The sequence below is a fragment of the Chlorobaculum sp. MV4-Y genome (assembly GCF_025244685.1).
Taxonomy (GTDB): domain Bacteria; phylum Bacteroidota; class Chlorobiia; order Chlorobiales; family Chlorobiaceae; genus Chlorobaculum.
In genome coordinates this window covers 974,211-1,001,138 of sequence record NZ_CP104202.1, presented here as the reverse complement: position 1 = coordinate 1,001,138, position 26,928 = coordinate 974,211, and the positions used below count along the sequence as shown (strand labels likewise).

Annotated in this window: 22 protein-coding genes and 1 CRISPR repeat array; of the genes, 12 read left to right on the top strand and 10 right to left on the bottom strand. The window is 54.4% G+C overall.

Annotated elements, in window-relative coordinates; all coding sequences use genetic code 11:
- Nucleotides 1–10: 10 nt before the first annotated feature.
- Nucleotides 11–2,254: a cation:proton antiporter gene (locus NY406_RS04800; protein WP_260633595.1), complete on the bottom strand. Its 2,244-nt coding sequence runs from the start codon at nt 2,252–2,254 to the stop codon at nt 11–13.
- Nucleotides 2,255–2,533: 279 nt separating this feature from the next.
- Between NY406_RS04800 and NY406_RS04795 the strand changes: the two genes are divergently transcribed.
- On the top strand, nt 2,534–3,388 hold the full coding sequence (locus NY406_RS04795; protein WP_260633594.1) for an SDR family oxidoreductase: 855 nt from the start codon (nt 2,534–2,536) through the stop codon (nt 3,386–3,388).
- A 74-nt stretch (nt 3,389–3,462) separates the two neighbouring features.
- Here NY406_RS04795 and NY406_RS04790 read toward each other — a convergent pair whose 3' ends face one another.
- Complete coding sequence (locus tag NY406_RS04790; RefSeq protein WP_260633593.1) at nt 3,463–3,825, bottom strand: hypothetical protein; 363 nt, start codon at nt 3,823–3,825, stop codon at nt 3,463–3,465.
- 503 nt (nt 3,826–4,328) lie between these two features.
- Nucleotides 4,329–7,991 carry a DUF3683 domain-containing protein gene (locus NY406_RS04785; protein WP_260633592.1) on the bottom strand — a complete coding sequence of 1,221 codons (3,663 nt, stop codon included), beginning with the start codon at nt 7,989–7,991 and terminating at the stop codon, nt 4,329–4,331.
- 694 nt (nt 7,992–8,685) lie between these two features.
- On the opposite strand from NY406_RS04785, the gene NY406_RS04780 reads away from it, so the two are divergent.
- The 9 genes from NY406_RS04780 (at nt 8,686) to NY406_RS04740 (ending at nt 18,592) form a co-directional block, all read left to right on the top strand.
- Nucleotides 8,686–8,937: a CRISPR-associated endonuclease Cas3'' gene (locus NY406_RS04780; RefSeq protein ID WP_260633591.1), complete on the top strand. Its 252-nt coding sequence runs from the start codon at nt 8,686–8,688 to the stop codon at nt 8,935–8,937.
- Nucleotides 8,924–10,927: a CRISPR-associated helicase Cas3' gene (gene cas3, locus NY406_RS04775; RefSeq protein WP_260633590.1), complete on the top strand. Its 2,004-nt coding sequence runs from the start codon at nt 8,924–8,926 to the stop codon at nt 10,925–10,927. The genes NY406_RS04780 and cas3 overlap by 14 nt, the downstream gene beginning before the upstream one ends.
- 22 nt (nt 10,928–10,949) lie before the next feature.
- Entirely contained in the window at nt 10,950–11,663 is a 714-nt protein-coding gene (gene cas5c / locus NY406_RS04770; protein WP_260633589.1) for a type I-C CRISPR-associated protein Cas5c, read from the top strand.
- The gene (gene cas8c / locus NY406_RS04765; RefSeq protein ID WP_411267099.1) at nt 11,660–13,420 is read left to right on the top strand and encodes a type I-C CRISPR-associated protein Cas8c/Csd1; all 1,761 of its coding nucleotides are present in this window, start codon (nt 11,660–11,662) and stop codon (nt 13,418–13,420) included. The genes cas5c and cas8c overlap by 4 nt, the downstream gene beginning before the upstream one ends.
- Nucleotides 13,417–14,316 (top strand): type I-C CRISPR-associated protein Cas7/Csd2, encoded by a 900-nt coding sequence (gene cas7c / locus NY406_RS04760; RefSeq protein ID WP_260633587.1) that lies wholly within the window; start codon nt 13,417–13,419, stop codon nt 14,314–14,316. Before cas8c ends, cas7c begins: the two co-directional genes overlap by 4 nt.
- Before the next feature lie 2 nt (nt 14,317–14,318).
- Nucleotides 14,319–14,963, top strand: coding sequence for a CRISPR-associated protein Cas4 (cas4, locus tag NY406_RS04755; RefSeq protein ID WP_260633586.1), 645 nt, complete (start codon nt 14,319–14,321; stop codon nt 14,961–14,963).
- Nucleotides 14,960–15,991, top strand: coding sequence for a type I-C CRISPR-associated endonuclease Cas1c (gene cas1c, locus NY406_RS04750; RefSeq protein WP_317618669.1), 1,032 nt, complete (start codon nt 14,960–14,962; stop codon nt 15,989–15,991). The genes cas4 and cas1c overlap by 4 nt, the downstream gene beginning before the upstream one ends.
- 3 nt (nt 15,992–15,994) lie before the next feature.
- The gene (gene cas2 / locus NY406_RS04745; protein WP_260633584.1) at nt 15,995–16,285 is read left to right on the top strand and encodes a CRISPR-associated endonuclease Cas2; all 291 of its coding nucleotides are present in this window, start codon (nt 15,995–15,997) and stop codon (nt 16,283–16,285) included.
- 178 nt (nt 16,286–16,463) lie between these two features.
- A CRISPR array of direct repeats spans nt 16,464–18,165; the repeat unit is 32 nt; unit sequence GTCGCGCCCCGCGCGGGCGCGTGGATTGAAAC.
- Between the two features lie 178 nt (nt 18,166–18,343).
- Complete coding sequence (locus NY406_RS04740) at nt 18,344–18,592, top strand: hypothetical protein (RefSeq protein WP_260633583.1); 249 nt, start codon at nt 18,344–18,346, stop codon at nt 18,590–18,592.
- A 90-nt stretch (nt 18,593–18,682) separates the two neighbouring features.
- Here the strand turns inward: NY406_RS04740 and NY406_RS04735 are convergent, their stop codons facing one another.
- Entirely contained in the window at nt 18,683–18,865 is a 183-nt protein-coding gene (locus NY406_RS04735; protein WP_317618668.1) for a hypothetical protein, read from the bottom strand.
- A 194-nt stretch (nt 18,866–19,059) separates the two neighbouring features.
- The gene (locus NY406_RS04730) at nt 19,060–19,695 is read right to left on the bottom strand and encodes an SOUL family heme-binding protein (protein WP_260633581.1); all 636 of its coding nucleotides are present in this window, start codon (nt 19,693–19,695) and stop codon (nt 19,060–19,062) included.
- A gap of 196 nt (nt 19,696–19,891) precedes the next feature.
- Between NY406_RS04730 and NY406_RS04725 the strand changes: the two genes are divergently transcribed.
- Together NY406_RS04725 and NY406_RS04720 are read left to right on the top strand one after the other, a co-directional pair.
- Nucleotides 19,892–20,248 (top strand): nuclear transport factor 2 family protein, encoded by a 357-nt coding sequence (locus NY406_RS04725; RefSeq protein ID WP_260633580.1) that lies wholly within the window; start codon nt 19,892–19,894, stop codon nt 20,246–20,248.
- A gap of 130 nt (nt 20,249–20,378) precedes the next feature.
- Nucleotides 20,379–21,848 carry an amidohydrolase family protein gene (locus NY406_RS04720; protein WP_260633579.1) on the top strand — a complete coding sequence of 490 codons (1,470 nt, stop codon included), beginning with the start codon at nt 20,379–20,381 and terminating at the stop codon, nt 21,846–21,848.
- A 134-nt stretch (nt 21,849–21,982) separates the two neighbouring features.
- On the opposite strand, the gene NY406_RS04715 is transcribed toward NY406_RS04720, so the two are convergent.
- The 5 genes from NY406_RS04715 to argJ are packed head-to-tail and all read right to left on the bottom strand — an operon-like array spanning nt 21,983 to nt 26,912.
- Complete coding sequence (locus NY406_RS04715; RefSeq protein ID WP_260633578.1) at nt 21,983–23,188, bottom strand: argininosuccinate synthase; 1,206 nt, start codon at nt 23,186–23,188, stop codon at nt 21,983–21,985.
- Nucleotides 23,189–23,201: 13 nt separating this feature from the next.
- On the bottom strand, nt 23,202–23,651 hold the full coding sequence (gene argR / locus NY406_RS04710) for an arginine repressor (protein ID WP_260633577.1): 450 nt from the start codon (nt 23,649–23,651) through the stop codon (nt 23,202–23,204).
- Nucleotides 23,652–23,661: 10 nt separating this feature from the next.
- Nucleotides 23,662–24,678, bottom strand: a complete 1,017-nt coding sequence (gene argF, locus NY406_RS04705; RefSeq protein ID WP_260633576.1) for an ornithine carbamoyltransferase — start codon at nt 24,676–24,678, stop codon at nt 23,662–23,664.
- On the bottom strand, nt 24,675–25,595 hold the full coding sequence (gene argB / locus NY406_RS04700; RefSeq protein ID WP_260633575.1) for an acetylglutamate kinase: 921 nt from the start codon (nt 25,593–25,595) through the stop codon (nt 24,675–24,677). The genes argF and argB overlap by 4 nt, the downstream gene beginning before the upstream one ends.
- 33 nt (nt 25,596–25,628) lie before the next feature.
- A complete protein-coding gene (gene argJ, locus NY406_RS04695) occupies nt 25,629–26,912 on the bottom strand; it encodes a bifunctional glutamate N-acetyltransferase/amino-acid acetyltransferase ArgJ (RefSeq protein ID WP_411267091.1) in 1,284 nt (427 codons plus the stop codon).
- Nucleotides 26,913–26,928: the final 16 nt, after the last annotated feature.

Genomic DNA, 26,928 nt, shown 5'->3' with positions numbered 1-26,928 from the left:
TTTTAAAAAGTTAAAGTTTATGGTTCTTTTCGGGAAAATCCAAATCTTTTTGGTGCTGCTGCTGTTTTTCCCCAAGCTTTTTTCTGATTTGTAACTGATTCTTTTTCATGAAGCCGGATATTTCTTCTCTTATTTTTCGGATGGTCGATGCTCCGAACGGGAAGGATTTCGGTGCGACCACATCGGCATACTCCTCTTCAATGATGGCGGAATCGAACTGTGCCGGATAGATCATGATTTTGCTGATGCCGCTCATATGCTTTTCAAGCCGTTCAGGCACGAGATCGAAAAAGGCTCTGTAGGAAATGGACTCCCGGCGGGCGCTGACGAACACGATGAGGTCGTCAGCCCTGAACTGGTGTTTCTGTTTCGGTATATCCTCCCATTCGCGGAAGTTTTTGAAGGCTTCGTACAGAACAGGAGAGCCTGAATGGCTTGTTTTCAGTGTTTCGATGATGGACAGGCGGCTTTTCCTGTCGCAATGGAAAAGCAGCGGAATGGCCAACTCCTGCGACAGGCGACTCATTTTGCGCAGCCATTGCCCGAATCCTTTCTCTTTTTCGGCAAAGGGCGGACAGATGACAACAATCCTCCGGTGTAGGACCAACGGACGCGTGAAATGACAGATCATGGTGGTTTTACAGGTGCACCCCACGATGCTCTCCGTTGCGTCGTTGATCATCCGGTCTATGAATCCCTGACGGCTTGGCCAGTCGAAAATGATCAGGTTTGACTGGGACTCTTTGACCGTTCTGCCGATGCCGCTGCAGATATTGTAGTCGATAGTTGCAACGATATTGAGGCTGGTGTCGAACGACGCCGCGAAATCGACTGTTGGCGCCAGCTCTTTTCTGGCTTTTTTCACGTTCAGTTCAGCTTCATGATCATTGGGCACGACAGTCAGGATGGTCAGCGGATTGGCGGAGCGCTTTTCCCTGATCATTACGGCGAGCTCCAGCACCCGTTCGGAAGGCTTGTTTTCTGCGATTGGTAACAGAATCTGCTCATCGGAATCGCTCTCGGCGCTCTCTTTTTCCGGTGCGGCGTCGTGCTCTTCAAGCACGATCTCCTTGGCCGCTTTTTCCGTAACCAGCGAACTGACGATGCAAGTGATGAGAATGAGGATAATGATGGCGTTGAGGATGTTAATGTCGAGGATGCGCACTCGGTAGCCGACCAGGGCGATGGCGATGGTCGCGGCGGCGCGGGAGCTGCTCAGGCCGAAGATAAGCCGCCGGTGCGCGGCGGAATAGCCGAAAATTTTCTGGGTAGAGAGCGCCGCGAGCCATTTTCCTGCTAATGCCACGAAGGTCAAAAGGGCGGCGATGATCAGGGCCATCGGGCTGCTCAGGATGACCCGGAGGTCCACCAGCATTCCCACGCTGATGAGGAAAAAGGGAATAAAGAGCGAGTTGCCGATAAATTCGATGCGGTTCATCAGGGCTGAAGAGCCGGGAATGAGAGGGTTGAGCGCGAGGCCAGCCGCGAAGGCGCCCACAATTGGCTCCAGTCCTGCGGCTTTGGCGAGGAAAGCCGAAAAGAAGAGAGCCGCCAGAACGAAGATGTAGTGGGCGTGTTTTTCGTTTTCGAGCTTGGTGAAAAACCAGCGGGCGATGGCGGGCAGCACGATGAACACGATCGCCGAGAAAAGTGTGAGGGCGATGCCGAGGTGCAGCCAGAACTCATGATTGATGTCACCCCGGCTATAGCCTATAATAACCGCCAGGAGGATCAGCACAGCGGTATCGCTCAGGATTGTTCCTGCTACCGTGATGGCAACCGTCCGGTTTTTCGAAATGCCCATCCGGCTCACGATTGGGTAGGCTACCAGCGTGTGCGTGGCGAACATGCTGGCCGTCAGGAGGCTCGTGCCGATGCTGTAATTGAGCAGGTATCGGCAGAAAGGATAGCCTATGGCGATGGGTATGCTGAAGGTCAGCAGTCCGAACAGGGCGCTTTTATAGCGGCTCTTTTTGAATTCGTTCACATCGAGTTCAAGGCCGGCGATGAAGAGGATATAGAGCAGACCGATGGTTGAGAAGAGTTCTACCGCTGAGCTTTTTTCAAGCAGATTCAGGCTATGCGGGCCAATGAGCACGCCGGAGAGAATCAGGCCGACCGTACCAGGGATGTTGAATCTTTTGAAAACAATCGGGGCGAGCAGGATGATGAACAGCACGAGCGAAAAGACCAGCACCGGATTGGTCAACGGTAGCCGGAATTCCTCAAGAAACTGATGGTAATAGGATTCCATATTGCTTGAGTCCGCTTCAGGTTTGTTTGGTTGACCGCTGGGGAACAGGATTGAATTTAAGCAATTTACCTGAATGCGAGGGTTTCAGGCCGTAGTCCTTGCTCCGTTGTGTTTTAGTGTAAAGTACTTTATAAAGCAAAGCATAATAAAAACATCGCTTAAATATCAATAGCTGCAACGGAAGCGACACATCATCACGATCAGAATGATGCTTTGCTTGTAAGTCGCTACGTGCGGCTGTATTTTCTCTCTTTTTGAAAAATCACGGTTATCCTGTCAATGCAACGAACGAAGAGCATATCAGCCTCTCTCGGCGTGGTTATTACCGGCGGCAGTGCCGGGCTCGGGCTGGCGATGGCGCGGGAGTTTTTGCGGGCCGGTGACCGCGTGGCGATTTGCTCGCGCCGCGAATCGAATCTCGCGTTGGCGTTGCAGGTGCTCGAACGAGACGTGCCAGGCGGGGAGGTTCACGGCATGGCGTGTGACGTTTCCGACCACCGGCAGACCGCCGGATTTGCCGCTTTCGCCGCCTCGAAGCTCGGCGTCATCGACCGCTGGATCAACAACGCGGGTACGGCGGGCCGGATGCGCCGGCCGCTCTGGGAGCTCGAGCTCTTGGACATCGACGAAACCTGCCGCACCAATCTTTCCGGTAGCATGATGCTTTGTGCCGAAGCGCTGCGCGTTATGCTTCGCCAGCCAGGGAGTGCCGACGAGCCGCTTTACCATCTGTTCAACATGGGATTTTCATCAGCGGGCCTTCGTTCATCGTCTACCTCCGTCTCGCATCGAGCATCCAAACGGGCGGTGGCGATCATGAGCGAACTACTTCGCCAGGAACTCGAAGCCGCTGGCAACCGCTCAGTCGGTATTCACGATCTGAGTCCCGGACTGGTGCTGACCGATCTGTTGCTCCGCGACGCAACGCCTGCTCAGAAGCGCTTTTTCAACGCGATGGCCGAAACTCCGGAGACCGTTGCGGCAACGCTGGTGCCAGCAATCAGGGCAATCAGTGGACGAGGCGGCACGTTGCGTTACCAGCCGGTTGTTTTCATGCTCATGAAGCTCGCGGCATCAATGTTCGGATATCGCAAGGGGCGGTTTTTCGATAGCGATGGAGGAGCAGTGAAATAGGTCGTATAACTTTTATAGGATGGAAACAAGGACGGATCTGCTAGTCCGTCCTTGAAGTTCATTCACCATTTTCCTTACGCTGCAATCCACTGCACGGCGCTCTCTACATCTTCGAACAGATCGACGCGGCGGCTTCCCCCGTTGCTTTCGCTGTCGAACAGATCAGTGATGGCGTTTTGGAGTCCGTTCTGCAAAACGATGGCAACCTTGTTTTTTCTGTTCTTCAGGTTCAGCTTCTGGACTATCGGCATGACCGAAAAGATGGTCGCCAGAGAAAGACTGCTTTCATCATCGCCCTTGAAAATCCAGATACGGCTCTTGTCGCCGAAACCCGGAAGGGCGGTAAGGCGAAGGAAGGCGTCGAGAAGTTCCGAAAAACTGACCGAGCCGGTAAAGGTGACCGCGATGTATTCCGATTCATTGATGATTCTGTACATGGTCGTAGGTTTTTCGTTTTGTGATAATCTTTATAAAAAGATTTTCAATAAGTGTGCCAATTATTTCGTTTTTTATGTAAAATTCTTTGTATAGCAGTGCTCTTTGCTGTCTATTCTATAGAAATAGAATACTTTACTTGAAATTAGATGGATTTGAGATTTTTTCAGGGAAAGAGATGCGGAGAGCTTTAGAGCAGAAGGGAGATGATGGTAACTACAAATATGTAACAAATTTTTTCTTCCCGAGACCCTTATGGCTCCAGCAACAATAGACAGCTCAAGCCACCACAGGAAGAGATTTGGCTAACCTTCTTTTTTATTTAGCGTTAGCCATAATCGTCTGATTGAAGATCAGAGGCATACTGCGTTTTCTTCATTTTTGTAGAAAATTGGTGAGGTTTGAGTGCGCTGCACCGTGACCGAAATGGCTTTCCGTGATGCCGGACGCAGAAAGGGCGGGCTTGAGTGCCCGCCCTTTCAATTCATCATTCGACATTGTTCATTTAGAACATCACCGCCTGGGCCTTTGCTGCCTGGACGAGGAAGCGCTCCATCCAATCGGGGCCGGAGTGTTTTTCGGCAAGCGCCACGGCGATGTGTTTGGGCTCGATGCCCATGTCGCGGTTGCGCCCGAGGCCCTGCACGCACGATGGGCAGTTGGTCAGTATCGTCGCGGTCGCTTCGTCGTGCATCGACTCCTTCAGCGCTTCGCGTTTGCGATGCAGCATCGAATCGGTAATGTCGGGGCGTGAGAGCGCCAGCGTGCCCGCTTCCGAGCAGCAGTGCGGTACATCGGTCACCTTTCCGAAGCCGCCGACATCGCGCAACAGGTCGCAGGCTTTGCCCTTCAGCGAGTCGTGGCAGGGGGCGTGGTAGAGGCTCTGCGTCGAGCCGCCGTCCACCCGCATTCCTTTTTCGTAAGCGTACCGCGACACATCGACGATCCGGTTGCCGAAGAGCTTCGGGGCGTCCATGACTTCAAGTCCCTCCATGCAGGTGCCGCAGGAGATAACACAGGCGTCGAAATCCAGATAGGAGAACATCTCGCGAATCTGGCTGAACATTACCGTGTTGCGCAGCACGATCGAAGCGTACTCCTCCTCTTTGGCGTTGACGTTCAGCGGAAAGCCGCAGCAGAGGAAGGGCGGCGGCAGCACCACGCGCGTACCGGTTTCGAGCAGAATGTGGATTGCGGCCATCGAGATGGTCGAGTGCAGGCGCTCCGAGCCGCAGCCGGGGAAGTAGAAGACTGTCGAGGTCGCCTCCTTGCCGGATGGTTCAAACACCAGCACCTGATCGCTGTCGCAGGCGGGCAGTACGTCGCGCAGGGTCTTTTCCGGCACCGGTGGTACCGCCGAACGCAAGAGTCGCAGCGGCGGAAGGACATTTTGCGCCTCGGATGTCTGTAACGGGGCGGTTATTTTCGTGCCAGCCCGCTGGGCTGCGCCGCCAATCCGCAGCACCGTGTTGCGGAACATCTTGTTGTAGAAGGGCGAGCGGTTGGCCAGGTAGTTCAGCGTCATCTTGGTGATGAGCGGCGAGTCCTTGAACCCGCGCGCAGAGAGAATTTGCCGCTCAAGAATCGACACCTCGCCCGAATCGATGTCCACCGGGCAGGGCTTCAGACACTTGTGGCATATGGTGCAGTGATCCGAGACCTCCTCCAGCCACTGCAAAAGTTTGAAATCGGTCGAACGCTCGCGCTGGGCGTCGTAGAGCAGCGCCTCGATGAGCGATCCGATAGCCAGGTTCTTGTTGCGCGGATGGTAGAACATGCCGCGCGCCGGGTAGTAGACGCAGCAGTCCGGCTTGCACTTGCCGCAGCGGATGCAGTAGTCCACTTTCTTCGAGAGCGCTTCGAGTTTGCCGCGCTTGAGGATGTGCGCTTCGAGCTCCAGCAGGTTGAACGACGGCGTAAAGATGTGGTTCAGCGCCTCGTAATCCTCCAGCTTGCCGGGATTCATGATGCCATCCGGATCGACCTCGCGGCGATAGGCCGACAGCTCCTCGATACGCTCTTTGTCCATGTATTTCAGCTTCGTCACGCCAATGCCGTGTTCGCCCGAGACCACTCCGCCAAGCGAAATCACCTTTTCCATCACCTTGTCGATGACGTGATTGGTGCGGTCGAGCATCGGGCGGTCGTTCGAAAGTACCGGCACGTTGACGTGCACGTTGCCGTCACCGGCGTGCATGTGGGTGGCCAGCACGATGCGCCGGTCGCGCACGTGCTGGTAGGCCGCTTCGATGGCGTCGAGCGTTTTCGGGTAGCCGCGGAAAAGCTGGTTCAACTCGGTGCGGAACTCCTGCAAAAGCGTCAGCGAACGCAACAGCAGGGGATCGGCGGCTTCGAGCCGGTTGCGGATCAGGTCGCACAGGCCGAGTCCCGCCGGAATCTTCGCCTCGAAGGGGGTGAGTTTTTCGGGGTTGCTGCTTTCGCGCAGCATCGCCTCGATCCGTTCGACGTACCTCAATTGCGAATAGCGCTCCTCCTCGACGTTCAGGTCGTCGATGAAACGGGCGAACACGGCGAGCTGCTCGATGGGGATGACGATATCCTCGTTGAGCTTGAAAGCGTTGGTGCGTCGGGCAATCGCGCCGAGCTTCTTGCGGTCTTGCCAGAAGAGAATGCTCTCCGTCTGGTCTCGCGCCACGAACATCAGCGTGTTCGGGTGCTTTTTGAGCAGGGCGCGAACGCGCTCCACACCCGCTTCGACCTCCGCCTCCGTGTGCCCGGCAATGTCAATCAGCAGCACCGCTTTGGGCGTCTGCGGGCGGGTGGCCTTCACCTTGTAGTCGATGGCGCGAATGTACTCGTCGTCGAAGTGCTCCAGCGCGAGCAGCGTTTCGTGCTCGACGTTCTGGTACGGGAATGCCTTCGACAGCTCGACGATGACGCGGCTCGCCTCGTCCATGTCGGGGCCGAAGAACTCCAGACAGAGCGTGCGCTTCTCCTCATATTTCGGGTAGAGCACGAAAACCGCCGAGGTGATGACGCCGTCGGTGCCCTCCTTCTGCAACCCCGGTACGCCGCCGAGCGCCTTGTTGGTGATGTCCTTCCACAGCCCCTGCTTGCGGATTTCCGTACCGCGCAAGGCGATGCGCTTCAGCGGAGCGCCGTGCTGGTCGAGCACTTCGTAGGTTACGGTATCCTCGGGCAGAATCTTGCGAAGCTGATGGTCGGCGCGGCGAACCGTCCACAATTTGCCGCCCGGCATGGCGATCTTCCATTCGAGCAGGTTGTCGATGCAGGTGCCCCAGCGCACGGCCATCTTGCCGCCCGCGTTCTCGGCGATGTTGCCGCCGATGGTGCAGGCCCACTCGCTGGTCGGGTCGGTGGCGAAGACGAGGCCGTGCTCGTCGGCGTGGTGCATGGCTGCTTCGGTGATGACGCCCGCCTCGACCTCGATCACCTTGCCTGTCACCGTGTGACCGTCCTTAAGGTGGAATGTCCGCTCGGTGATGCCGCGCACGCGGTTCAGTTTTTCGGTGTTGATCATGACGCAATCCGAACGCAGCGGCACTGCGCCGCCGGTGAGTCCGGTGCCCGCGCCGCGCGGAATCACGCGCAGCCCGAGCTTCGCGATAGCCGCGATGAGTGGCGCCACCTGCGCTTCGTCGTCCGGCGTTACCACGGCTACCGGCAGGTACAGGCGCCAGTCGGTAGCGTCGGTCGCGTGGGCCACAATCGAAAAGGGATCGAACAGTACGTTCTTTGCACCGACGATCGGGGCCAGTTCTTTTTTGATTTTACGCCGCTTTTCAGGCAAACTTTCGATCTCGGCGCGGAACTTCTCCAGCTTGGCGCGAAGGGTCTGGACAATTGCCAGCACTCTCGGCTCGCCGTTGGCCGACGACTGGATAGTCTCTATGTCCTTGCGGGCGTGTTCGAAAATCCTGTCCCGCCGCCGCTCCGAACCGACCAGCTCCTGGAACAGATAGGGATTGCGGCCATGAATGAGAATATCGCCAAAAAGCTGCATCAACAGACGGGCCGACCGTCCAGTCACCCGGAGGTCGCGCAGTTCCTCGATCTGCCGGACGACCTCTTCGCCGAGGATGAACGAAATCGCTTGGCGGTCACTCGCCGAAGTGTAGTTGTAAGGTATCTCGCGCTTCACGGCAGGAACTGCCCGCGCGGCATCACTCTCTTTATTGACAGTCATAGGTATTCGATACTGACGAAAAAATATTCACGCTCCGGCCAGATGATGTCCCGCAGGAAGCCACAATAAACAAGGACGATAAAAATCCGAAACTCTTGCGTTCTTCCGTATGGTCCGATTTCGCTGTGAAATGGCTTTGGCAGCGATTAACGCCATACAAGGGAACAGTTTGTTAATCAATATAATGAAACTCCCCATAACTCGTTGACCAGCTTTTACCACCCAGAGCGCCAACTTTCACGATGAAGCCGCAGAGAGCATTTGTTCATGAAATTTGAGAACCATTAACACACTTAACGAGCTTTATCCCGAGAACATTCCCCAGCCTGAATTTTCTTTGCGATTTCAAACGCTCGCTTTTTCAATCGGGCACCTGTCACATAATGCTTTTGTTGCTTTCAAATGGCGTAACCAATCAGTACTATGAAAAGTGCTGATGTTCGTGGCAGTTCCATTGTGTCAACGTTCAACTTAACCCCTTTTTCAGCAAGCGGTATTCTCTTCATGAGTTGCAGTTTTAAAAATCTTCGGGCGGTACCTTATCTGCCCGGAAAGAGAGCCGTGCCAGCAGGAAGATTCTTTCCCCTTTTCAATCATCAGTTTCTCAATTTCGCCTTACAAATATCAGGCTCGTTAGTGCAGATACGGGCTTTACTGTGCTGTGTTCGGAAATATCAATTCAAATTGGAATAGCATGAGTGACGAAAAAATCCCCGCCGCCCATCTCCGAAAAGATGAATCGGGACGGTGGCTCGAGCACGAGCTGAGCGACCATCTTTCCAGCGTCGCAAAAATCGCCTCCAACTTTGCCAGTGAATTCGGCAATGCCGATTGGGCCAGGGCGGCTGGAATGCTGCACGATCTCGGCAAATTCAATCCGCGCTGGCAGGAGTATCTGCGCAAGAGCAACGGCGATTATCTGGAGGAGCACGATGGGCAAGATTGACCACTCCGCAGCCGGAGCGATTCTGGCCAGCAACAAAAGCAAAGGTATCGGACGAATTCTCGGCTACCTGATCGCCGGGCACCACACCGGTTTGCCGGATTGGTACCGAGAAATGAGAACGAACGGATGCACGCTTGAAGAACGCTTGAAAAATCTGGAGCATTTGCAGCATGCCCTGAAAGGCACTCCGCCCGACAGCGTTCTGAATGTGGCGCTGCCGACGTCGTTGCCATGCCAAAGCCCGCCTGGCGGCGCAGAGCTGGCGCACCTGTGGATCCGGATGCTTTACTCCTGCCTGGTCGATGCGGACTTTCTCGATACCGAACTGTTCATGAATCCAGAGCAGGCTGATCTTCGTTCGAACGCAGTTGATTTGGCGACGCTGAAAGAGCGTTTCGACCGTTATATGGCCTCTAAAGAGAGCGGCGCTCCGGATACGCCGGTGAACCGGGAAAGAAAAGAGATTCTCCGCGAGTGCCGCGAAAAAGGCGCGTCGCTGGAGCCGGGACTGTTTTCGCTGACCGTGCCCACCGGCGGTGGCAAAACGCTTGCCTCGATGTCCTTCGCGCTCGAACACGCTATTCGGCATGGCAAAAAACGGATTATCGTGGCGATTCCCTACACCAGCATCATTGAGCAAACCGCCGCTGTTTATCGCGAAGTGTTCGGCGATGACGCCGTGCTGGAGCACCACAGCAACCTCGATCCGTCGAGAGAAACTCCGGCATCACGGCTGGCCTCCGAAAACTGGGATGCGCCGATCATCGTGACCACCAACGTGCAGCTTTTCGAGTCGCTCTTCGCAGCCAGAAGCTCAGCCTGCCGCAAGCTGCACAACATCGTCAATTCGGTTGTCGTGCTCGACGAAGCGCAGATGTTGCCGACCGATTTTCTGCAACCGATTATTTCCGTCATCAAATCGCTGACCGCGCATTTCAGAACGTCGGTCGTGCTCTGCACGGCCACCCAACCGGTGTTGAGCGGCAAGGTCGGCACCGGCAAGGATATTCTGAACGGATTTGCGGAAGGCTCCGTGCGCGAGTTGATGGCTGATCCGGAGAAACTGTTCAGCGTTTTTCAGCGCGTTCGCGTCCGGATGTTGGGCCAAGCCGATGAGCGGCACGAGTGGTCGGAGATTGCCGAACGGGTTCGGGAGCACGAGCAGGTGTTGTGCATCGTCAATACCCGCAAGGATTGTCGGGCGCTTCACGGGCAGATGCCGGACGGCACAGTTCATCTTTCCGCGCTGATGTGCCCGGAGCATCGCAGTAACGTCATTGCCGAGGTGAAATCGAAGCTCAAGGCGGGCGAGCCTGTCCGTGTTGTCAGCACGCAGTTGCTCGAAGCTGGCGTGGATATTGATTTTCCAACGGTGTATCGCTCTTTCAGCGGGCTCGACAGCATCGCGCAGGCGGCGGGCCGGTGCAATCGCGAGGGGCGGCTTGAACGTGGCGATGTGGTGGTGTTCAATCCTCCGAAGCCTTCGCCATCGGGCCGCTTGCTCAAAGCTGAAACTGCCGCCCAGACATTGTTCCGTAACGAGCCTGAGCTTGCTGCATCGCTCATGCCGGAAGCGTTTCGCCGTTATTTCATGCACTACTTCAGCGGACTGAACGGATTCGACACGAAGGGAATCATGGATTTGCTGGCGAGTAACGACGCGCTGTGCTATAAAATCCAGTTCCGCACGGCGGCCAGAAAATTCAAGCTGATCGACGATACGCAGCAACACGGTGTGATCGTTAAGTATCGCGATGGAAAAACGAACATCGAGGCCTTGACCGATCAACTCCGTTTTGGCGGCCCGAACCGGACGCTGATGAGAAAGCTTCAGCGCTATTCGGTCAATGTCTATGATCCCGATCTGGAGAAACTGAGGGAAAATGGCCTGATCGAAGAGGTCAATGGCGTTTGGGTGCAGACGGCGGAAAGCGCGTACGATCCGGTTTTCGGGTTGAATATCGATGCGGCCCTGAATTTTTACTACTAAGCTCAACAAAAAGAAGAACTCTATGGAGCATTGGAATAAACCATTCTGCGTCGAAGTCAAGGGCGATTATGCCTGCTTCACCCGGCCCGAAATGAAGGTCGAACGGGTGAGCTACGACGTCATCACGCCATCGGCGGCGCGGGGCATTTTCGAGGCGATTTTCTGGAAACCGGCCATTCGCTGGCGGATTTGCAAGATCGAGGTACTGAATCCGATCAAGTGGATTTCGGTGCGGCGGAATGAAGTCGGCCAAACGGCAAGCGAGCGAAGTCGAGGGATTTATATCGAGGATTCGCGTCAGCAGAGAGCGGGCTTGTTTCTGCGGGATGTGGCCTACCGGCTGCACGCCGAGCTTGAATTCATTCCTCTGTCGAAACGTGCGAACGTGAAGCGCCCGGTGCCGGAAGCGTTGCAGGATGGCTGGGAAACCGAAGAGCTGCGCAAAGATGAAAATCCGGGAAAGTACAACGCCATGTTCGAGCGCCGGGCGCGGAAAGGGCAGTGCTTCAACCAGCCCTACCTCGGATGCCGCGAGTTCAGTTGCGAGTTCAGGATGGTCGATGATATGGCAAACGAACCGGAGCCGATCAGTGAAACGCGCGATCTGGGATTCATGCTTTACGACCTCGATTTTGAAAAGAGCTTGAAAGAACCTCCTCCAGCCTTTTTCCGGGCATCTCTTGAAAACGGGGTAATCAAGGTTCCGGCATGGGACAGCGAGGAGGTGAAAAAATGATTCTGCAAGCACTGTACGACTATTACCAGCGAAAAGCTGCCGATCCGGAAAGCGGTATTGCTCCGGAAGGTTTTGAATGGAAGGAAATTCCATTCGTGATCGTGATTGATCGGGATGGGAATTTCGTATCGCTCGAAGATACGCGAGAAGGCGAGGGGAAAAAGAAAAAAGCGAAATCATATTTGTTGCCGAAGTCTGTTGTTCGCACTGGCCTTAACGGTTGGAAAAATAGCTTTTTGTTTTGGGATCATTACGGCTATGTGCTGGGACATGCACGAAGTGAACATGAAAAAGATCAGGTGATGGCTGAAAAACAGATGTCGAGTTTTATAGAAAAACTTCACTCATTACCTGTAGATGTCAAGGTCGATGAAGGTGTTCTGGCGGTCATGCGCTTTTACGAAAATGGCGAGTATGAAAAAGTTAAAGAGTCTGATAACTGGAGAGAATGTAGCAAAATAGTTGGTTGCAATATGAGCTTCAGGCTTGATGGCGAAGTCGATCTCATTCCATGCCGTGATGCGGTAAGAATTTATGTTGAGAGTCAGATTGGAGAGAGTGCTGATGATGTCGCCGGCCTTTGTCTTGTGACAGGAAAAAACGCTCCAATTGCCAGAATTCACAGTGATACTCCGATCAACAAGGATTCAAAGAAATTTGTCTCGTTTCAGAAAAATTCCGGCTATGATTCGTATGGAAAAGAGCAAGCTTTCAATGCACCGATAAGCAAATCAGCAGAGTTTGCCTATACGACAGCTCTCAACATGTTGCTTGGTAAAGAATCCAAAAATAAGGTTCAGGTCGGAGATGCGACGACCGTTTTTTGGTCCCAAAAGCAAGAAACTTTTGAAGAGGATTTTCCGGTCTTTTTCGGTTATCGAAAAGACGATCCAGATGCGGATGTCAGAGCTGTTAAAGCTCTTTATGAAGGGGTTTATGCCGGTCACGCAGGTATGGATTCAGATACGAGGTTTTATGTGCTTGGGCTTGCACCGAACTCGGCGCGTATTTCCGTTCGCTTCTGGCATACCGGCACGATTGCGGAATTTGCAGGGAATATCCGCCAGCATTTCGATGATCTCGACATCATCAGAAGGCAGAAAGATAGTGGCCATTTTTCGATGTTCTGGCTCCTGTCTGCAATGGGGCACGAAGGGAAGGTGGATAACGTTCCACCCAATCTTTCCGGACAGATTTTTCAATCGGTGATAACCGGTGGTTTGTATCCTGCAACGATGCTTCAGCAGGCAATCCGACGAATTCGCGCAACGCAGGATGTAACGAGGGTTCAGGCGAGTATTCTGAAAGCCTATCTCAACCGTTTTTCCAGAATTTATAAAACCAAAGAAAAGGAGATAAACGTGGCTCTTGATCCAACCAACAACAATCCGGGGTATCGGCTTGGACGGCTTTTTGCCGTTCTGGAAAAAATTCAGGAAGAGGCAAGTCCCGGCGGCCTTAATGCAACGATTCGTGATCGCTTTTACGGAGCAGCTTCATCGACGCCTGTGACCGTTTTTCCGCAATTGCTAAAGCTGAAAAATCATCATCTCTCAAAGCTTGACAACGCTGGTCGTCGCGTGAATTTCGAGCGGATGCTTGCCAGTGTTTTTGAGGGGATTGGCAATGAAATGCCTTCGCATCTTTCAATGGAAGATCAGGCCCGTTTTGCGATTGGTTATTACCACCAGCGCCAGGACTTTTTCAAAAAGAAAGATTCAGATAACAATAATGAAACCAAAGGAGAATCATTATGACTACTGTCGATAAACGCTATGATTTCGTTCTGCTTTTCGATGTTCAGGACGGAAACCCGAATGGCGATCCAGATGCAGGCAATCTTCCGCGAATCGATGCTGAAACCGGCATGGGTCTGGTGACCGATGTTTGTTTGAAACGTAAGGTTCGCAACTTCGCGCAGTTGTCAGGGCAGGATATTTTCATCAAGGAAAAAGCGGTTCTGAATAACAAGATTGATGAAGCTTATGCGGAGTTGAACATCGATCTTCATGAGGTTCCAGCCGATCCGAAAGATGGCAAGAAAAGGAATAAAGACGGAGCTGCCCAAGGTGGAGAGGTTGAGAAAGGCCGTGTTCAAATGTGTGCAACATATTACGACATAAGGACTTTCGGAGCCGTGATGTCAACCGGAGCAAATGCCGGCCAGGTACGCGGCCCGATTCAGATAACCTTTGCTCGCTCGGTCGAGCCTGTCGTGGCGTTGGAGCATAGTATTACGCGAATGGCCGTAGCGACCGAAGCGGAAGCGGAAAAACAGAGCGGCGACAACCGGACGATGGGCCGAAAATACACCGTTCCGTATGGCCTGTATCGCGCTCATGGTTTCGTGTCAGCGAATTTTGCCCGGCAAACGGGCTTTTCCGAGGAAGACCTTGAGCTTTTCTGGAATGCTCTCTTGAACCTGTTTGAGCATGACCGTTCGGCGGCTCGTGGTTTGATGTCCACGCGCGGGCTGTATGTTTTCGAGCACAGTTCGGCTTTGGGGAATGCTCCGGCAAGCCAGCTTTTCGAGCGAGTCACGGTGAAGCGCAAAGAGGATTCCGAAGGCCCGGCGCGTTCGTTTAAAGATTACGAAGTGCGGGTCGATGAGTCGAATCTTGGCGAGGTGAAACTCTTGCGAAAACTCGGATAACCATGTACCCCGAATCCGATTTCATAGCGCTATCCGCGTTGCAGCATTATGTTTTTTGTCCGCGGCAGTGTGCGTTGATTCATCTCGAACAGGTCTGGAGCGAGAATCAGTTCACTGCCGAGGGACGGGAGATGCATGAGCGGGCGGACAGCGGAGTTTCATCCTACCGTGAGGGCGTGAAGGTTACACGCAGCGTGGCGTTGCGGAGTTTGGCGCTTGGCGTCTCCGGTGTTGCGGACGTTGTGGAGTGGCATCGGCGGCAGGATGGCTTTGAGCCGTTTCCTGTCGAGTACAAACGCGGCAAGCCGAAAAAGCACGATGCCGACAAGGTTCAGCTTTGCGCACAGGCGATGTGCCTCGAAGAGATGCGCTCCTGCACCATCCTGACCGGTGCGTTGTTTTACGGTCAGACAATGCACCGGCTCGATGTGGTTTTCGATGAGCCGTTACGCGCCAAGACCGTTGCAGCGGCAGCGGGAGTTCATGAGCTGTTTGCGTCGGGCGTGATGCCGCAGCCGGAATTCGGTCCGAAATGTAAACAGTGTTCACTTGTCGATGAATGTATGCCCGAAGTGCTCGAACGGCAAGGTGCGGCCAAGCGATATGTCGAGAAGTTATACCGTGAATTGTCGGAGGAGGAAATTTGAAGAAACATCTCAATACCTTATTCGTGACGACGCAGGGCGCTTATCTCTCCAAAGAGGGGGAGTGCGTCGTCATTTCGATTGACCGTGTCGAAAAAACCCGTATTCCGTTGCACATGCTGAACGGAGTTCTCTGTTTCGGGCAGGTCTCGTGTAGCCCGTTCCTGCTTGGGCATTGTGCGGAGCTTGGTATTACCGTCACTTTTCTGACCGAGCACGGGCGATTTCTCTGCCAGATGCAGGGGCCGGTGAGAGGGAACATTTTACTGCGCAGGGCACAGTACCGGATGGCTGATAACTATTACCAGACGGCGATTCTGGCCCGTTTATTTGTCATCGGTAAAATAGGAAACGCAAGGGTGACGCTGTCGAGGGTGTTACGCGATCATCCCGGAAAAACGGATGAGGAGCGGTTGAAAAAGACTCATCATCTGCTTGCCGGATGTGTCCGGCGATTGCAGGAGGCTACGGATCACGAATTGATCAGAGGGATTGAAGGGGAGGCGGCAAGAGCCTATTTCAGTGTTTTCGATGAGTGCATTACCCATCACGATCCAGCTTTCAGGTTCAATGGCCGTAACCGGCGGCCGCCGCTTGACCGGGTCAACTGCATGCTCTCCTTCGTCTATACGCTGATGACGCATGATATTCGTTCAGCGCTTGAGTCTTGCGGGCTCGATCCAGCGGCGGGCTTTCTCCACAAAGACCGTCCGGGAAGGCCAAGCCTGGCCCTCGATATGCTTGAAGAGTTCCGTTCTTATATCGGCGACCGGCTGGTGCTGACACTGATTAATCGAGGGCAGGTGCAGCCAAAAGATTTCGAGACTTCAGAAACAGGGGCGGTGATCATGAAAGATGATACTCGAAAAACGTTGATTACAGCCTATCAGCAAAGAAAGCAGGAAGAGATCGAACATCCGTTTGTTGGGGAAAAAATGGCCGTCGGATTGCTCTGGCACATGCAGGCCATGCTGCTCGCCCGGTACATCAGGGGAGATATCGACACTTATCCACCATTTGTCTGGAGATAGCCCATGATGGTTCTCGTTGCCTATGATGTCAACACCGAAACGGCTGCCGGTCGAAGGCGGTTGCGCAGAATAGCCAAGACCTGCCAGAATTACGGGCAGCGTGTCCAGTTTTCTGTATTCGAATGCCACGTCGATCCGGCCCAGTGGGTTAAATTGAGGGCGAAACTGCTCAATGAGATGGATCCGAAACTCGATAGCTTGCGGTTTTACTTTCTCGGCTCGAACTGGCAGGGCAGGGTAGAGCACGAAGGCGCAAAAGAGCCTCGTGATCTCGAAGGAACGCTGATTTTGTAAATCGCGAACCGGAAGCTGTACCAGAAGTGCTGGTGGGTTCGCGCATGAAATTAGTTGTTTTTTTGTATGCAGATATTGATTGCATCGTCAGATTCGCGTAAAATGTTGTTTGGCATACGCAGCGGTTCGCGGAAACTCATCTGCGAAGCCGCGGAATATCTGACGATACAGCCAAACGGTCGCGCCCCGCGCGGGCGCGTGGATTGAAACGATTGCATCGAGCTTTTTCCCGCGAGCCGGATCAGTCGCGCCCCGCGCGGGCGCGTGGATTGAAACAGGAGTCGGGTCGTCAACTGAGATTGTGACGCTGGTCGCGCCCCGCGCGGGCGCGTGGATTGAAACATCGCGGCAAACGAAGACGTAGTAATCGATCCCGTCGCGCCCCGCGCGGGCGCGTGGATTGAAACAGCGGTATTGCCTGCTCCGTTGATAGTTGGCGCGTACGTCGCGCCCCGCGCGGGCGCGTGGATTGAAACATTTAAATAGATGTCTTATGTCTTTTTTACATGGGGGTCGCGCCCCGCGCGGGCGCGTGGATTGAAACCCTTGGTACGGGATCGGGACGACCACAAACCCCTGTCGCGCCCCGCGCGGGCGCGTGGATTGAAACAAATCAAATGCCCCTCTTGCTCCAGGCTCCCAAAGTCGCGCCCCGCGCGGGCGCGTGGATTGAAACCGCAGAATCCCTTGGTCTGTTTTTGGGCCATATCGTCGCGCCCCGCGCGGGCGCGTGGATTGAAACTACGGAAAAGACCTCCATGTTGTCCCCGATGGTCACGTCGCGCCCCGCGCGGGCGCGTGGATTGAAACTCGACATTCCAGTCCGCAAGTGCAGCCGCCCATGCCGCCGTCGCGCCCCGCGCGGGCGCGTGGATTGAAACTTTGTCGCCTTAACCAGTCTGTAATCAGCAAGCAAGTCGCGCCCCGCGCGGGCGCGTGGATTGAAACAATTTGATTGGCAGGTCGGAAGCACCGTCGTCGTGTCGCGCCCCGCGCGGGCGCGTGGATTGAAACTCCGAGAAGAGCAGCCGGTGCGAGACGCACATTTGGATAGTCGCGCCCCGCGCGGGCGCGTGGATTGAAACGCGTGAGGCGATTTTCTGTTCAACCCCCCACCCCAGTCGCGCCCCGCGCGGGCGCGTGGATTGAAACTTCCATGCACTGGTGGGTGGGGCGGGTATCCGCATCGTCGCGCCCCGCGCGGGCGCGTGGATTGAAACTCGAGCAGTCGAGTCGACATACAGCCTAGCCGAGTCGCGCCCCGCGCGGGCGCGTGGATTGAAACTTCGTCAAGCCAGATAATGTCTTTCTCCGTCCGTCGCGCGGGCGCGTGGATTGAAACTTCGTCAAGCCAGATAATGTCTTTCTCCGTCCGTCGCGCCCCGCGCGGGCGCGTGGATTGAAACGAGCACCGGCTCTGCTTGCTTGCACCGCTCAATTGTCGTCGCGCCCCGCGCGGGCGCGTGGATTGAAACCCCGTTAACAGCCAATCACGAATAAGATCAATCTTGTGTCGCGCCCCGCGCGGGCGCGTGGATTGAAACTTGACACACTCAGCCGGATACACCAACTGGACGGTCGCGCCCCGCGCGGGCGCGTGGATTGAAACTGGAAGACAGTACTCGTTACTCCCTGCCCGGAACCCGGTCGCGCCCCGCGCGGGCGCGTGGATTGAAACATCTTGCACTACCAATTTCCCCACCTCCTCGCACTAGTCGCGCCCCGCGCGGGCGCGTGGATTGAAACTGACGGCGTGCAGAGCAGACGGAATCTGGACCTGGTCGCGCCCCGCGCGGGCGCGTGGATTGAAACAATTTGACCGGCAGGTCAGCACCGTCGTCGTTGATCGTCGCGCCCCGCGCGGGCGCGTGGATTGAAACAGGCTCCAGCTTCGACTCCCGGTGGACTGGCGCGTGGATTGAAACGGCCCCCATATTCATCATGATCAGTGACAGCATTTTTTCCCGGATCTATGGAGTCTGAGCTTTTGCTGTCTAAAGAGAGCATTTGATTTGGTTGTGAATCAGATATATTTGTTGAAAAAAAACAGGGGGTGAGATGGGAAAGAGGTATGGGGTAGGCACTGATTTTTTCCGTGAAGAAATATTGGCTGCTATGTTATTTGGATTCCGCAATGTCAAGAATCCGTCAACCGTGACCGTTCATCCGGAACTCATGGTGAAGATAAGGGAGAGTTTCAAGGATAAGGTGACATCGCCGAAGCAATTGGGCGATGTGGAAGTGTTTTTCGGGCTGACGGTCATTGAAGATGCTACAAAAGCAAAGGATTACATTTCCGTCAATTAAACCCGGATAAAACAATAGTTCAGGCTCAGTGATCAGTTGACTGACACGCAAACGTGCACCGCAAATTGGATGCACGTTCTTCGGTTCGTGTTACTTTTTGATGTAGGCGTTCAGACCGATGGTTACGGGTTTGCCTTCGATCATGACGTCAGTGACGGCGTTGCCGTGAGTGCTGGCGACAACGAGGGTTTTACCGGATGACGAGGGAGTCGGTTTTTCGAGGTCGATTTCGATGCAGAGCTTGTTGTTCCTGATTTCAACGGTCATGGCCATATTGTGGTTGCTTTGATGGTTACAGAGTTGCTGCCGGTCTCAATATACTTTTCCATCGGGGATCCGTCGTTGGGTTTCTGTCGTTCTCGAATCCTCAAGGTCTCTTCCACGTCCAGCTAAACGGTCTGCCTGTTTATCCGGGAAACGAGACAGAGCGCGCACCGGCAGCAAATCCCCGATTACTCCTTGCCGGATCAACCGTGATCGGGCTCAATCCTGATCTGCACCTCGTTACGCCGCAGGAAGGGAATCGTCCATGGCGGATCGTACGAAGCGAGCTTGGGTTCCGAAATCGCGCGATAGCCCTGTTTTTTGAGCCAGGCTTGCAATTGCCTGCCGTACTTTTCGAGATTGGCGGCGGAGTGCAGGCCTGAGAAGGTGACCACGGCAATCGTTGAGGGCGGCAGCTCTCTGAGCTTCACTTCGGGATCGAGCGGTTCGGGGGCAGACTGGAGGGTAAAACCCTCGGGAAGCACGAACGCCATGCTCCATCCACCTTTGCCTGCTTGCTGAAGTACCGGCGCTGTCATGGAGATCTTTTCGCTGCCGCGCTCCTGTAAAACCGGCGCCGTCATGCTGATAGAACTCTTCGACCTGTTTTTGCCGAAAATATATCCGGCCAGCCGGTTGAATCCCTTGCCACTTGCATTACTGTAACTCTCGTCGTCGATGAAGGTTTCGGCAATCACCATAGGCTCATAACGACGCACTTCAAACGCTCCATCGTGTTTCAGCAGTTCGTAGGGCGGTTCCGCTGCGCTCCGCTTTCCCAGCACGGAGCACCCTGCGAACAGGAGGCTTGTTGTCAGCATCAGCATTACGGTTTTCATGATCTCGTCCCCTTTTTATCAGTGTGATTCGTTATTGCACACTTTCTTCAACAATGGATGGCTGAAAAAGGTTTTTTTGATGGATCGTACGGTATAGCATTGCCGACAAATGCCGGGTGTTGCTTCATAGCTGCGATTGTGTGAGATTTGTAGTTGTTGCCGGACAGTTTCAGGAATAATCACAGGAGCCTTAACCATGGATACCCGAAAGCTGATCGAAGCCTATCATCTCGCCTGGACAAGCGGGGATTTTGCTACGGCTCGCAACTGCCTTGCTGACGACCTCGATTGCAGAGGAAGTATGGACACGTTTACCAAAGCCGACGATTTTATCGCAGCACTGACCCAATTCCGGCAGATGGTGCAGAGCGTAGAGCTGTTGCAGTATTTTTATGACAAAACCGGTGCGGCGCTGCTGTATGAGATTGCCATACGGCCTCTCCCGCGGGGGGTTATTCGCACCGCAGAGTTTTTTACCGTTACAGGAGATCGGATTTCTGCAATCCGGCTGGTATTCAATGCCACAGCACTAAGGCAGGCGATGCAAGCCTGAATGTTACCAGGTGACCTGCTGTTTATTGCACCAGCGGTGCAAAAGATGACTTCGTACGGCTCTGTTTCTCTAATTTCAATATTTGATAAGGGAGGTTGATATGAGATATTTTTATGATTCACATTGCCACATGATGAATCTGAGCCATCCCAATCTCAGCGCGATTATCAAGAGGATCTATAATGACAGCATAAAACCTCTGTTGCTGAAATACTCCGTGTATCTGAAAGCTGCTCTGGTCATGTTTCTTTTTGTTACTCCAGCTGTTGTTATAACGCTTTTGCTGACCGGTCATTTTGAGGTTATCAAATGGATGCTTTATGCTTTTTCCTTGATGGCCATGATCTTGTTTGTGTTTGTCGTGGTTAAATTTGGAGATAAAAAGAAAAGAGAAATAGAAATTTCCAAGATAAAGTCAACCTTGCTTGATAAGGTAAAGGCGAAGCTTGCTAATGTTATGAATTTGCTGGCTGCAATGGAGACGGATATCGGTGATTGTCTTATCCAGATGGAGGAGGAATTACGAAAAAAAATGCCATCGAATAATGTTCTTATTGTCTCTGGGAATGGTGAAAAGAAAGAGTATGATAAAATAGTTTTTACTCCGCTCATTATGGATTTTGGCCTGAAAGATTCCGGTAAAACAAATCTGATATACAAGGTCAGGTGGAAGCCAATTGTTGCGCAGGTTGAGGATTTGTGTACAGGAATAAGAGATTACTACCTGTATCGGGATAAATATATCGACGGTTACGCAGAACTGCTTTTTCAGATCGTTCCCTTTATGGGTGTCAATACAAAGAATTATTATTCTGAAAAAGACAATATAACAGGTAAAAGTATTTCAGTCAGTCTTGTACAGCTTCTGGATAAAAATTTCGGTGAATTTAAATATGATACATCGCCTCAGATGAGGCGAAAAAAAATTGATGCTGTCAATTGGCGTCAATTTAACGGTGATATTGAGTCAATTGGATCTCACTATTTTTTAGGTATAAAAGTTTATCCTCCACTTGGTTTCGATCCCTGGCCGGAAGATGATGTTGAACGCGAGAAAGTCTGTTACCTCTATCAGTATTGTATAGATCATAATATTCCGATAACTGCACATTGCAGTCCTGGCGGCTTTCTTGTAAAAAACGATTATAAAGATCTTTCAAGTCCTTATCGATGGGAGAAGGCGCTGGATTATATTGATCAGAATGGTGAAAAGCCATTTACAAAACTAAGGCTTAATCTGGCTCATTTTGGAGGGAGCGATGCTCCTGATTGGCGCAGGAAGATTGCAGATATGATTCTTGAACGGGATTCTGAAAATGGTCGATATAAGTATGAAAATTTTTATACCGATATATCATATCAAGGTGTGGAGAGTCGAGCTTATACTGATTTGGCGAAATTTATCAATAAGTATGATGCTGAACAGCGGGAGAGGCTGATAGAACGGATTATATTTGGGTCTGATTTTATGATCAATCTGCAGGATATAAGTTCATACAGCAGTTATCTGCAATATTTTGTTAACACTGATGCGTTCACTCTGGAAGAGAAGGATATGTTCTGTAACAAAAATGCCGAGAGATTTTTGTTCGTGGGGTAAAAGCAGTTGATTCTTTTTATTATCAGAAAAACTTTATAAAATAAAGTTTTTAATCATATCACATGTGCCATAAAAAAGCAGGCATCGAAAATCCGTGCCTGCTTTGTGTTTTCAATCGCGATAATTCTCGATTATCACTCGCCTTTGTTCACCTCATGGAAGGTCTTCAGGCCCAATCCATAGATTTTGATGAAGCCTTCAGCCGATTTGTGATCGAAGGTATCGGCTTCGGTGTAGGTGGCCAGCGCTTCGTTGTAGAGCGAGTTGGGCGAGGTGCGGCCGAGCAGGGTCATCGAGCCTTTGTAGAGCTTGATCCTGACCATACCCGTGACCGGCTTCTGCGTTTCGTCCACAAAGGCGTCGAGCGCTTTGCGCATCGGCGAGAACCAGGTGCCGTTGTAGATGATGTTGGCGTAGTCCTGGCTGATGTTCTTCTTGTACTGGAAGACCGACTTTTCGAGCGTGAGTCTTTCGAGCTCGCGATGGGCGAAGTGCAGGATCGTGGCTGCCGGAGCTTCGTAGATTTCGCGCGATTTGATGCCAACCACGCGGTTCTCGATCATGTCGAGCCTGCCGACGCCGTTCTTCGCGCCAAGCTCGTTGAGCTTCACGATGAGGTCGAGGCCCTCCATCATCTGGCCGTCGAGCGCCACGGGCACGCCCTGGACAAACTCGATATCGACGACGGTCGGTTCATCGGGAGCCTTTTCGGGGTCCGTGGTGATCTGGTAGGCGTCAGCCGGAGGCGCAACCATCGGGTCTTCGAGTACGCCGCACTCGATGCTGATGCCCCAGATATTCTCGTCGATCGAATACGGGTTTTTCTTGGTGGCCGAAACCGGAATGTTGTGCTCCATGGCGTAGGCGATCTCCTGTTCGCGCGAGGTGAACTCCCAGATGCGCAGCGGAGCGATCACGCTCATCTGCGGGGCAAGTGCGGCGAAGGTCACTTCGAAGCGCACCTGGTCGTTGCCCTTGCCGGTGCAGCCGTGGGTGAGCATGGTGCAGCCCTCGGCGAGCGCAACATCAACGAGCGCTTTCGCGAGCAGAGGACGGCCAAGCGCCGTGGCGAGCGGGTACACATCCTCGTAGAGCGCGCCAGCTTTCAGCGCTTTCCAGATATACTCTTCGACGAATGTTTTGCGAAGATCGACGAAGTGGAACGACTTCGCGCCGGTGGCGATGGCTTTGGGTTCGAGGTTGTCGATCTCCATCTTCTGGCCGAGATTGCCCGTGACGGCCACGATTTCCGCCCCTTCATACTTGTCCTTCAGCCACTTGATCATGACTGATGTGTCGAGGCCGCCGGAGTAGGCGACCGCAATTTTTTCCTTGCTCATGCGTAGGTACCCGTTATGGTTGTGAGAGAATTTTCTGAATATATGATTTGACGGACGAAATTTTCCTGACCGTGGCCGGAATGACCAGCACCGTGTCATCTCCAGCAATGGTGCCGAGAATGTCGTCGTTTGTGAGCCGGTCGAGGAACGAGCCGACGCCATGCGCGCGCCCCGGCAGGGTGCGAATGATAATCGAGGTTTCGTTCGACGCTACCGAGAGCACCTCCATGCCGACCAACCCCTTGATGATGTCCACCTGCTGCTCTTCGGGCACGGCGAGCCGGTAGCCGCCATCCGCCGTGCGATGCCGGACGACTCCCATTTCGGCGAAGTCGCGCGAAAGGGTTGCCTGTGCGGCCACGATACCCTCCTTTTCCAGCATCCCGAGCAACTCTTGCTGGCCCGAGACCTCGTGGTTTTCGATCAGTTCCCTGATCTTTTTCTGCCTGCTGACCTTGTTCATCGTTTTCGCATCAGGCTTTCAGGCGATTGGCGGCGCGGTTCAGGCGGTGCGTCAGGTGGAACTTGCGATAGACGTCGTGGTTCATCAGCTTCACCATGAGCGCTTTCTGCACGTGCAGACGGTTTTCGGCTTCGTCGATGATGATTGATTGCGGGCCATCCATCACCTCGGCGCTTATCTCCTGGCCGCGGTGCGCAGGCATACAGTGCATCACCACTGCCGACGGTTTGGCTTCTGCCATCATCTTTGAGTTGATCTGGAACGGTGCGAACACCTTCAGGCGCTCGGCCATCTCCTCCTCCTGACCCATGCTGGTCCAGACGTCGGTGTAGAGCACGTCAGCGTTTCTGGCCGCCTCCATCGGGTCATGCAGAATCTCGATTTTGCTTTTGGCGTTGGCGCGAGCCTGCTTCAGCAGTTTCTCGTCCGGCAGATAACCTTCCGGGCAGGCGAGCACGAAGTGGAAGGGGAGGATGCCCGCCAGCTCGATCCACGAGTTGGCCACGTTGTTGCCGTCGCCGACGAAGACCAGCTTGGTGTCGTCATGCCACAATCCCTTTTCGTAGAGCGTGAAGGCGTCGGCCAGAATCTGGCAAGGATGCGACCGGTCGGTCAGGGCGTTGATGACCGGAATATCGGCGTGCGCTGCGAGCGTCTCGATGATTTCGTGCTCGTGCAGTCGGGCGACAATCGCGTCGTTGTAGCGCGACAGCAGTCGGGCGATATCCTCGACCGACTCACGCTCGCCGACGCCGATCGCCTTGCCTTCGAGGCTGATGGCGTGGCCGCCGAGTTCATAAACGCCAAGCTCGAAAGAAACGCGCGTGCGCAGCGAGGGCTTGTTGAAGATCATGGCCACGGTTTTGTGGCGGATCGGGCGGAACTCGTCGCTGTTTCGGTTGGTTTCGCGCTGCCGCTTGATGTGCAGCGAGTAGTCGAACAGCTCGATAATCTTTGCTGCGTCGAGGCCGGTGAATCCGAGAAAGTCGCGTTTTTTCGATCCGTTGCCTGTTGTATCCTGGCTCATGAGGCTGCTCCTTCAGCGGTTGGTTCGTTTTCGATTTCGTTGACAAACTGCGTGCCGACACCCTCGTTGGTGAAGACTTCAAGCAGCAGCGAGTGGGTGATCTGACCATCGATGAGGTGCACCTTGCCGACGCCGCCGTCGAGCGTCTGGTAAGCCGAGACCACCTTGGGAATCATGCCGCCGGTGATGATCCCTTTTTCGATGAACTCCGCCGCATCCGCCTTGCAGATCGTTTTGAGAATCCGGTTACCGACGCGCACGCCTTCCACGTCACTGACGTAGATGAGCTTCTCGGCCTTGAGCGCCACGGCGATGGCCGCAGCTGCGTCGTCAGCGTTGATGTTGTAAATGTTGCTCTCCATGTCATAGCCGATGGGGGCGATCACCGGAATCAGCCCGGCGTCGCAGAGCAGGTCGATGTACTTGGTGTTGACCTCGGCCACCTCGCCCACGAGGCCAAGCGTTGCCGCGTTCGGCGAGGGCTTGGCCAGAATCATGTCGGCGTCGAGGCCGCTCACGCCGACGGCGTTGCCGCCATCCTCGTTGATGAGCTGCACGATGTCCTGGTTCACCTTTCCGGCGAGTGTCATCTGGATCACGTCGATGGTCTGGCGATCCGTTACGCGCTTGCCGTGCACGAAGGTGGTCTTCAGCCCGAGCTTTGCGGAGGTTTTGGTAATCGCATCGCCACCGCCGTGCACGATCACCACCTTGATGCCCACCTTGCGCAACAGCGTGACGTTCTCGGCAAAGATGTTCTTGAGCACCTCGTCTTTCATGGCCGCGCCGCCATATTTGATGACGAAGGTCTTGCCCTCGAATTTCCTGATATAGGGCAGCGCCTCGACGAGCATATAACCGATGGCCGGTTCGGGCCGCTTGCCCTCGGGACGGAACTCGCTGCACATTTTTTCCATGTCTGTCTGCGAATGAATGATGGGTAAAAGCGGTCAGCTGCGATAGCTGCCGTTGATTTCGATATAGCCGTGGCTCAGGTCGCAGGTCCACACGGTCGCCCTGCCCGACCCTTTGCCGAGCGAGAGGGTGATGGTGAATTCGTCCTTCGACATGACCTCCTTGGCACGTTCTTCCGAGAAGTTGGCGTTGAGTCCCGGTTTCAGGATCGGTTCGTCGTCGAAATGCACCGACAGCTCCTCCTGAGTGAACGATGCGCCCGAGCGTCCCGCCGCCGCGATGATGCGTCCCCAGTTGGCGTCCTCGCCGTGGATCGCCGTTTTGACGAGCGGCGAGTTGGCCACGGTCATGGCCGCCATGCGAGCCTCCGCGTCGCTCTTTGCACCGGTAACGCGCAGCTCGACGAACTTGGTCGCCCCCTCGCCATCGACGATGATGAGCTGGGCGAGCATGGTCATCACCGATCGCAAGGCTTCGCCGAAGAGGCGTGCATCGTCCGAACCGCGCAGTACCTCAGGCCCTTTGCCGCTTGCCATGATCGACGCCATGTCGTTGGTGCTGGTGTCGCCGTCAACCGTGATGGCGTTAAAGCTGACCGCGTTGGCTGTGCCGAGGAGCTCCTGCAGGAGCGATGGCTCTATCGAGACGTCGGTGCCGAGAAAGGCGAGCATGGTGGCCATGTTCGGGCAGATCATGCCCGAACCTTTGGCGATGCCCGCGATTCTCGCCACGCCGCCGGAGAGCGCCACATCCACGCCGAACGCTTTCGGAAAGGTATCGGTGGTCATGATCGCCTCGGCAGCGTCGCGCCAGTGCGTCGCGCCGGAGGCTGCTTTTAGTGACGGCATGGCGGCGGCGATCTTGCCGACCGGCAGCTGCTGGCCAATCACGCCGGTGGAGGCGACCAGCACTTCGCCGGCGTCGAGGCCGAACTCGGCTGCCGTGGTTTCAGCCATCAGCCGCGCGTTTTCCATCCCCGACGCTCCAGTGGCTGCGTTGGCGTTGCCGCTGTTGCAGATGACCGCACGCATTTTACCTCCGGATGCCGACAAAGCGGCCTTCGACAGTTCGACCGGAGCCGCGCAGCAACGGTTCGTCGTGAAGACCGAGGCGGTGCTCGCCGGTTCATCGCAGAGCATCAGCATCAGATCCTTGCGAACCGGTTTGATCCCCGCGTTGATGCCCGAGAGCGTGAAGCCCGCAGGCCAGAAAGCGTTGTCCGAAGCGGAATCGGCAACAACCGGCGTCACGCCATCAGGCCAGCTTGTTCTGGCAGCGAGGCGCTTGACGGCGGCAATCGATTTTTCGAATGGTTTCAATCTTTATAAAGTCAAT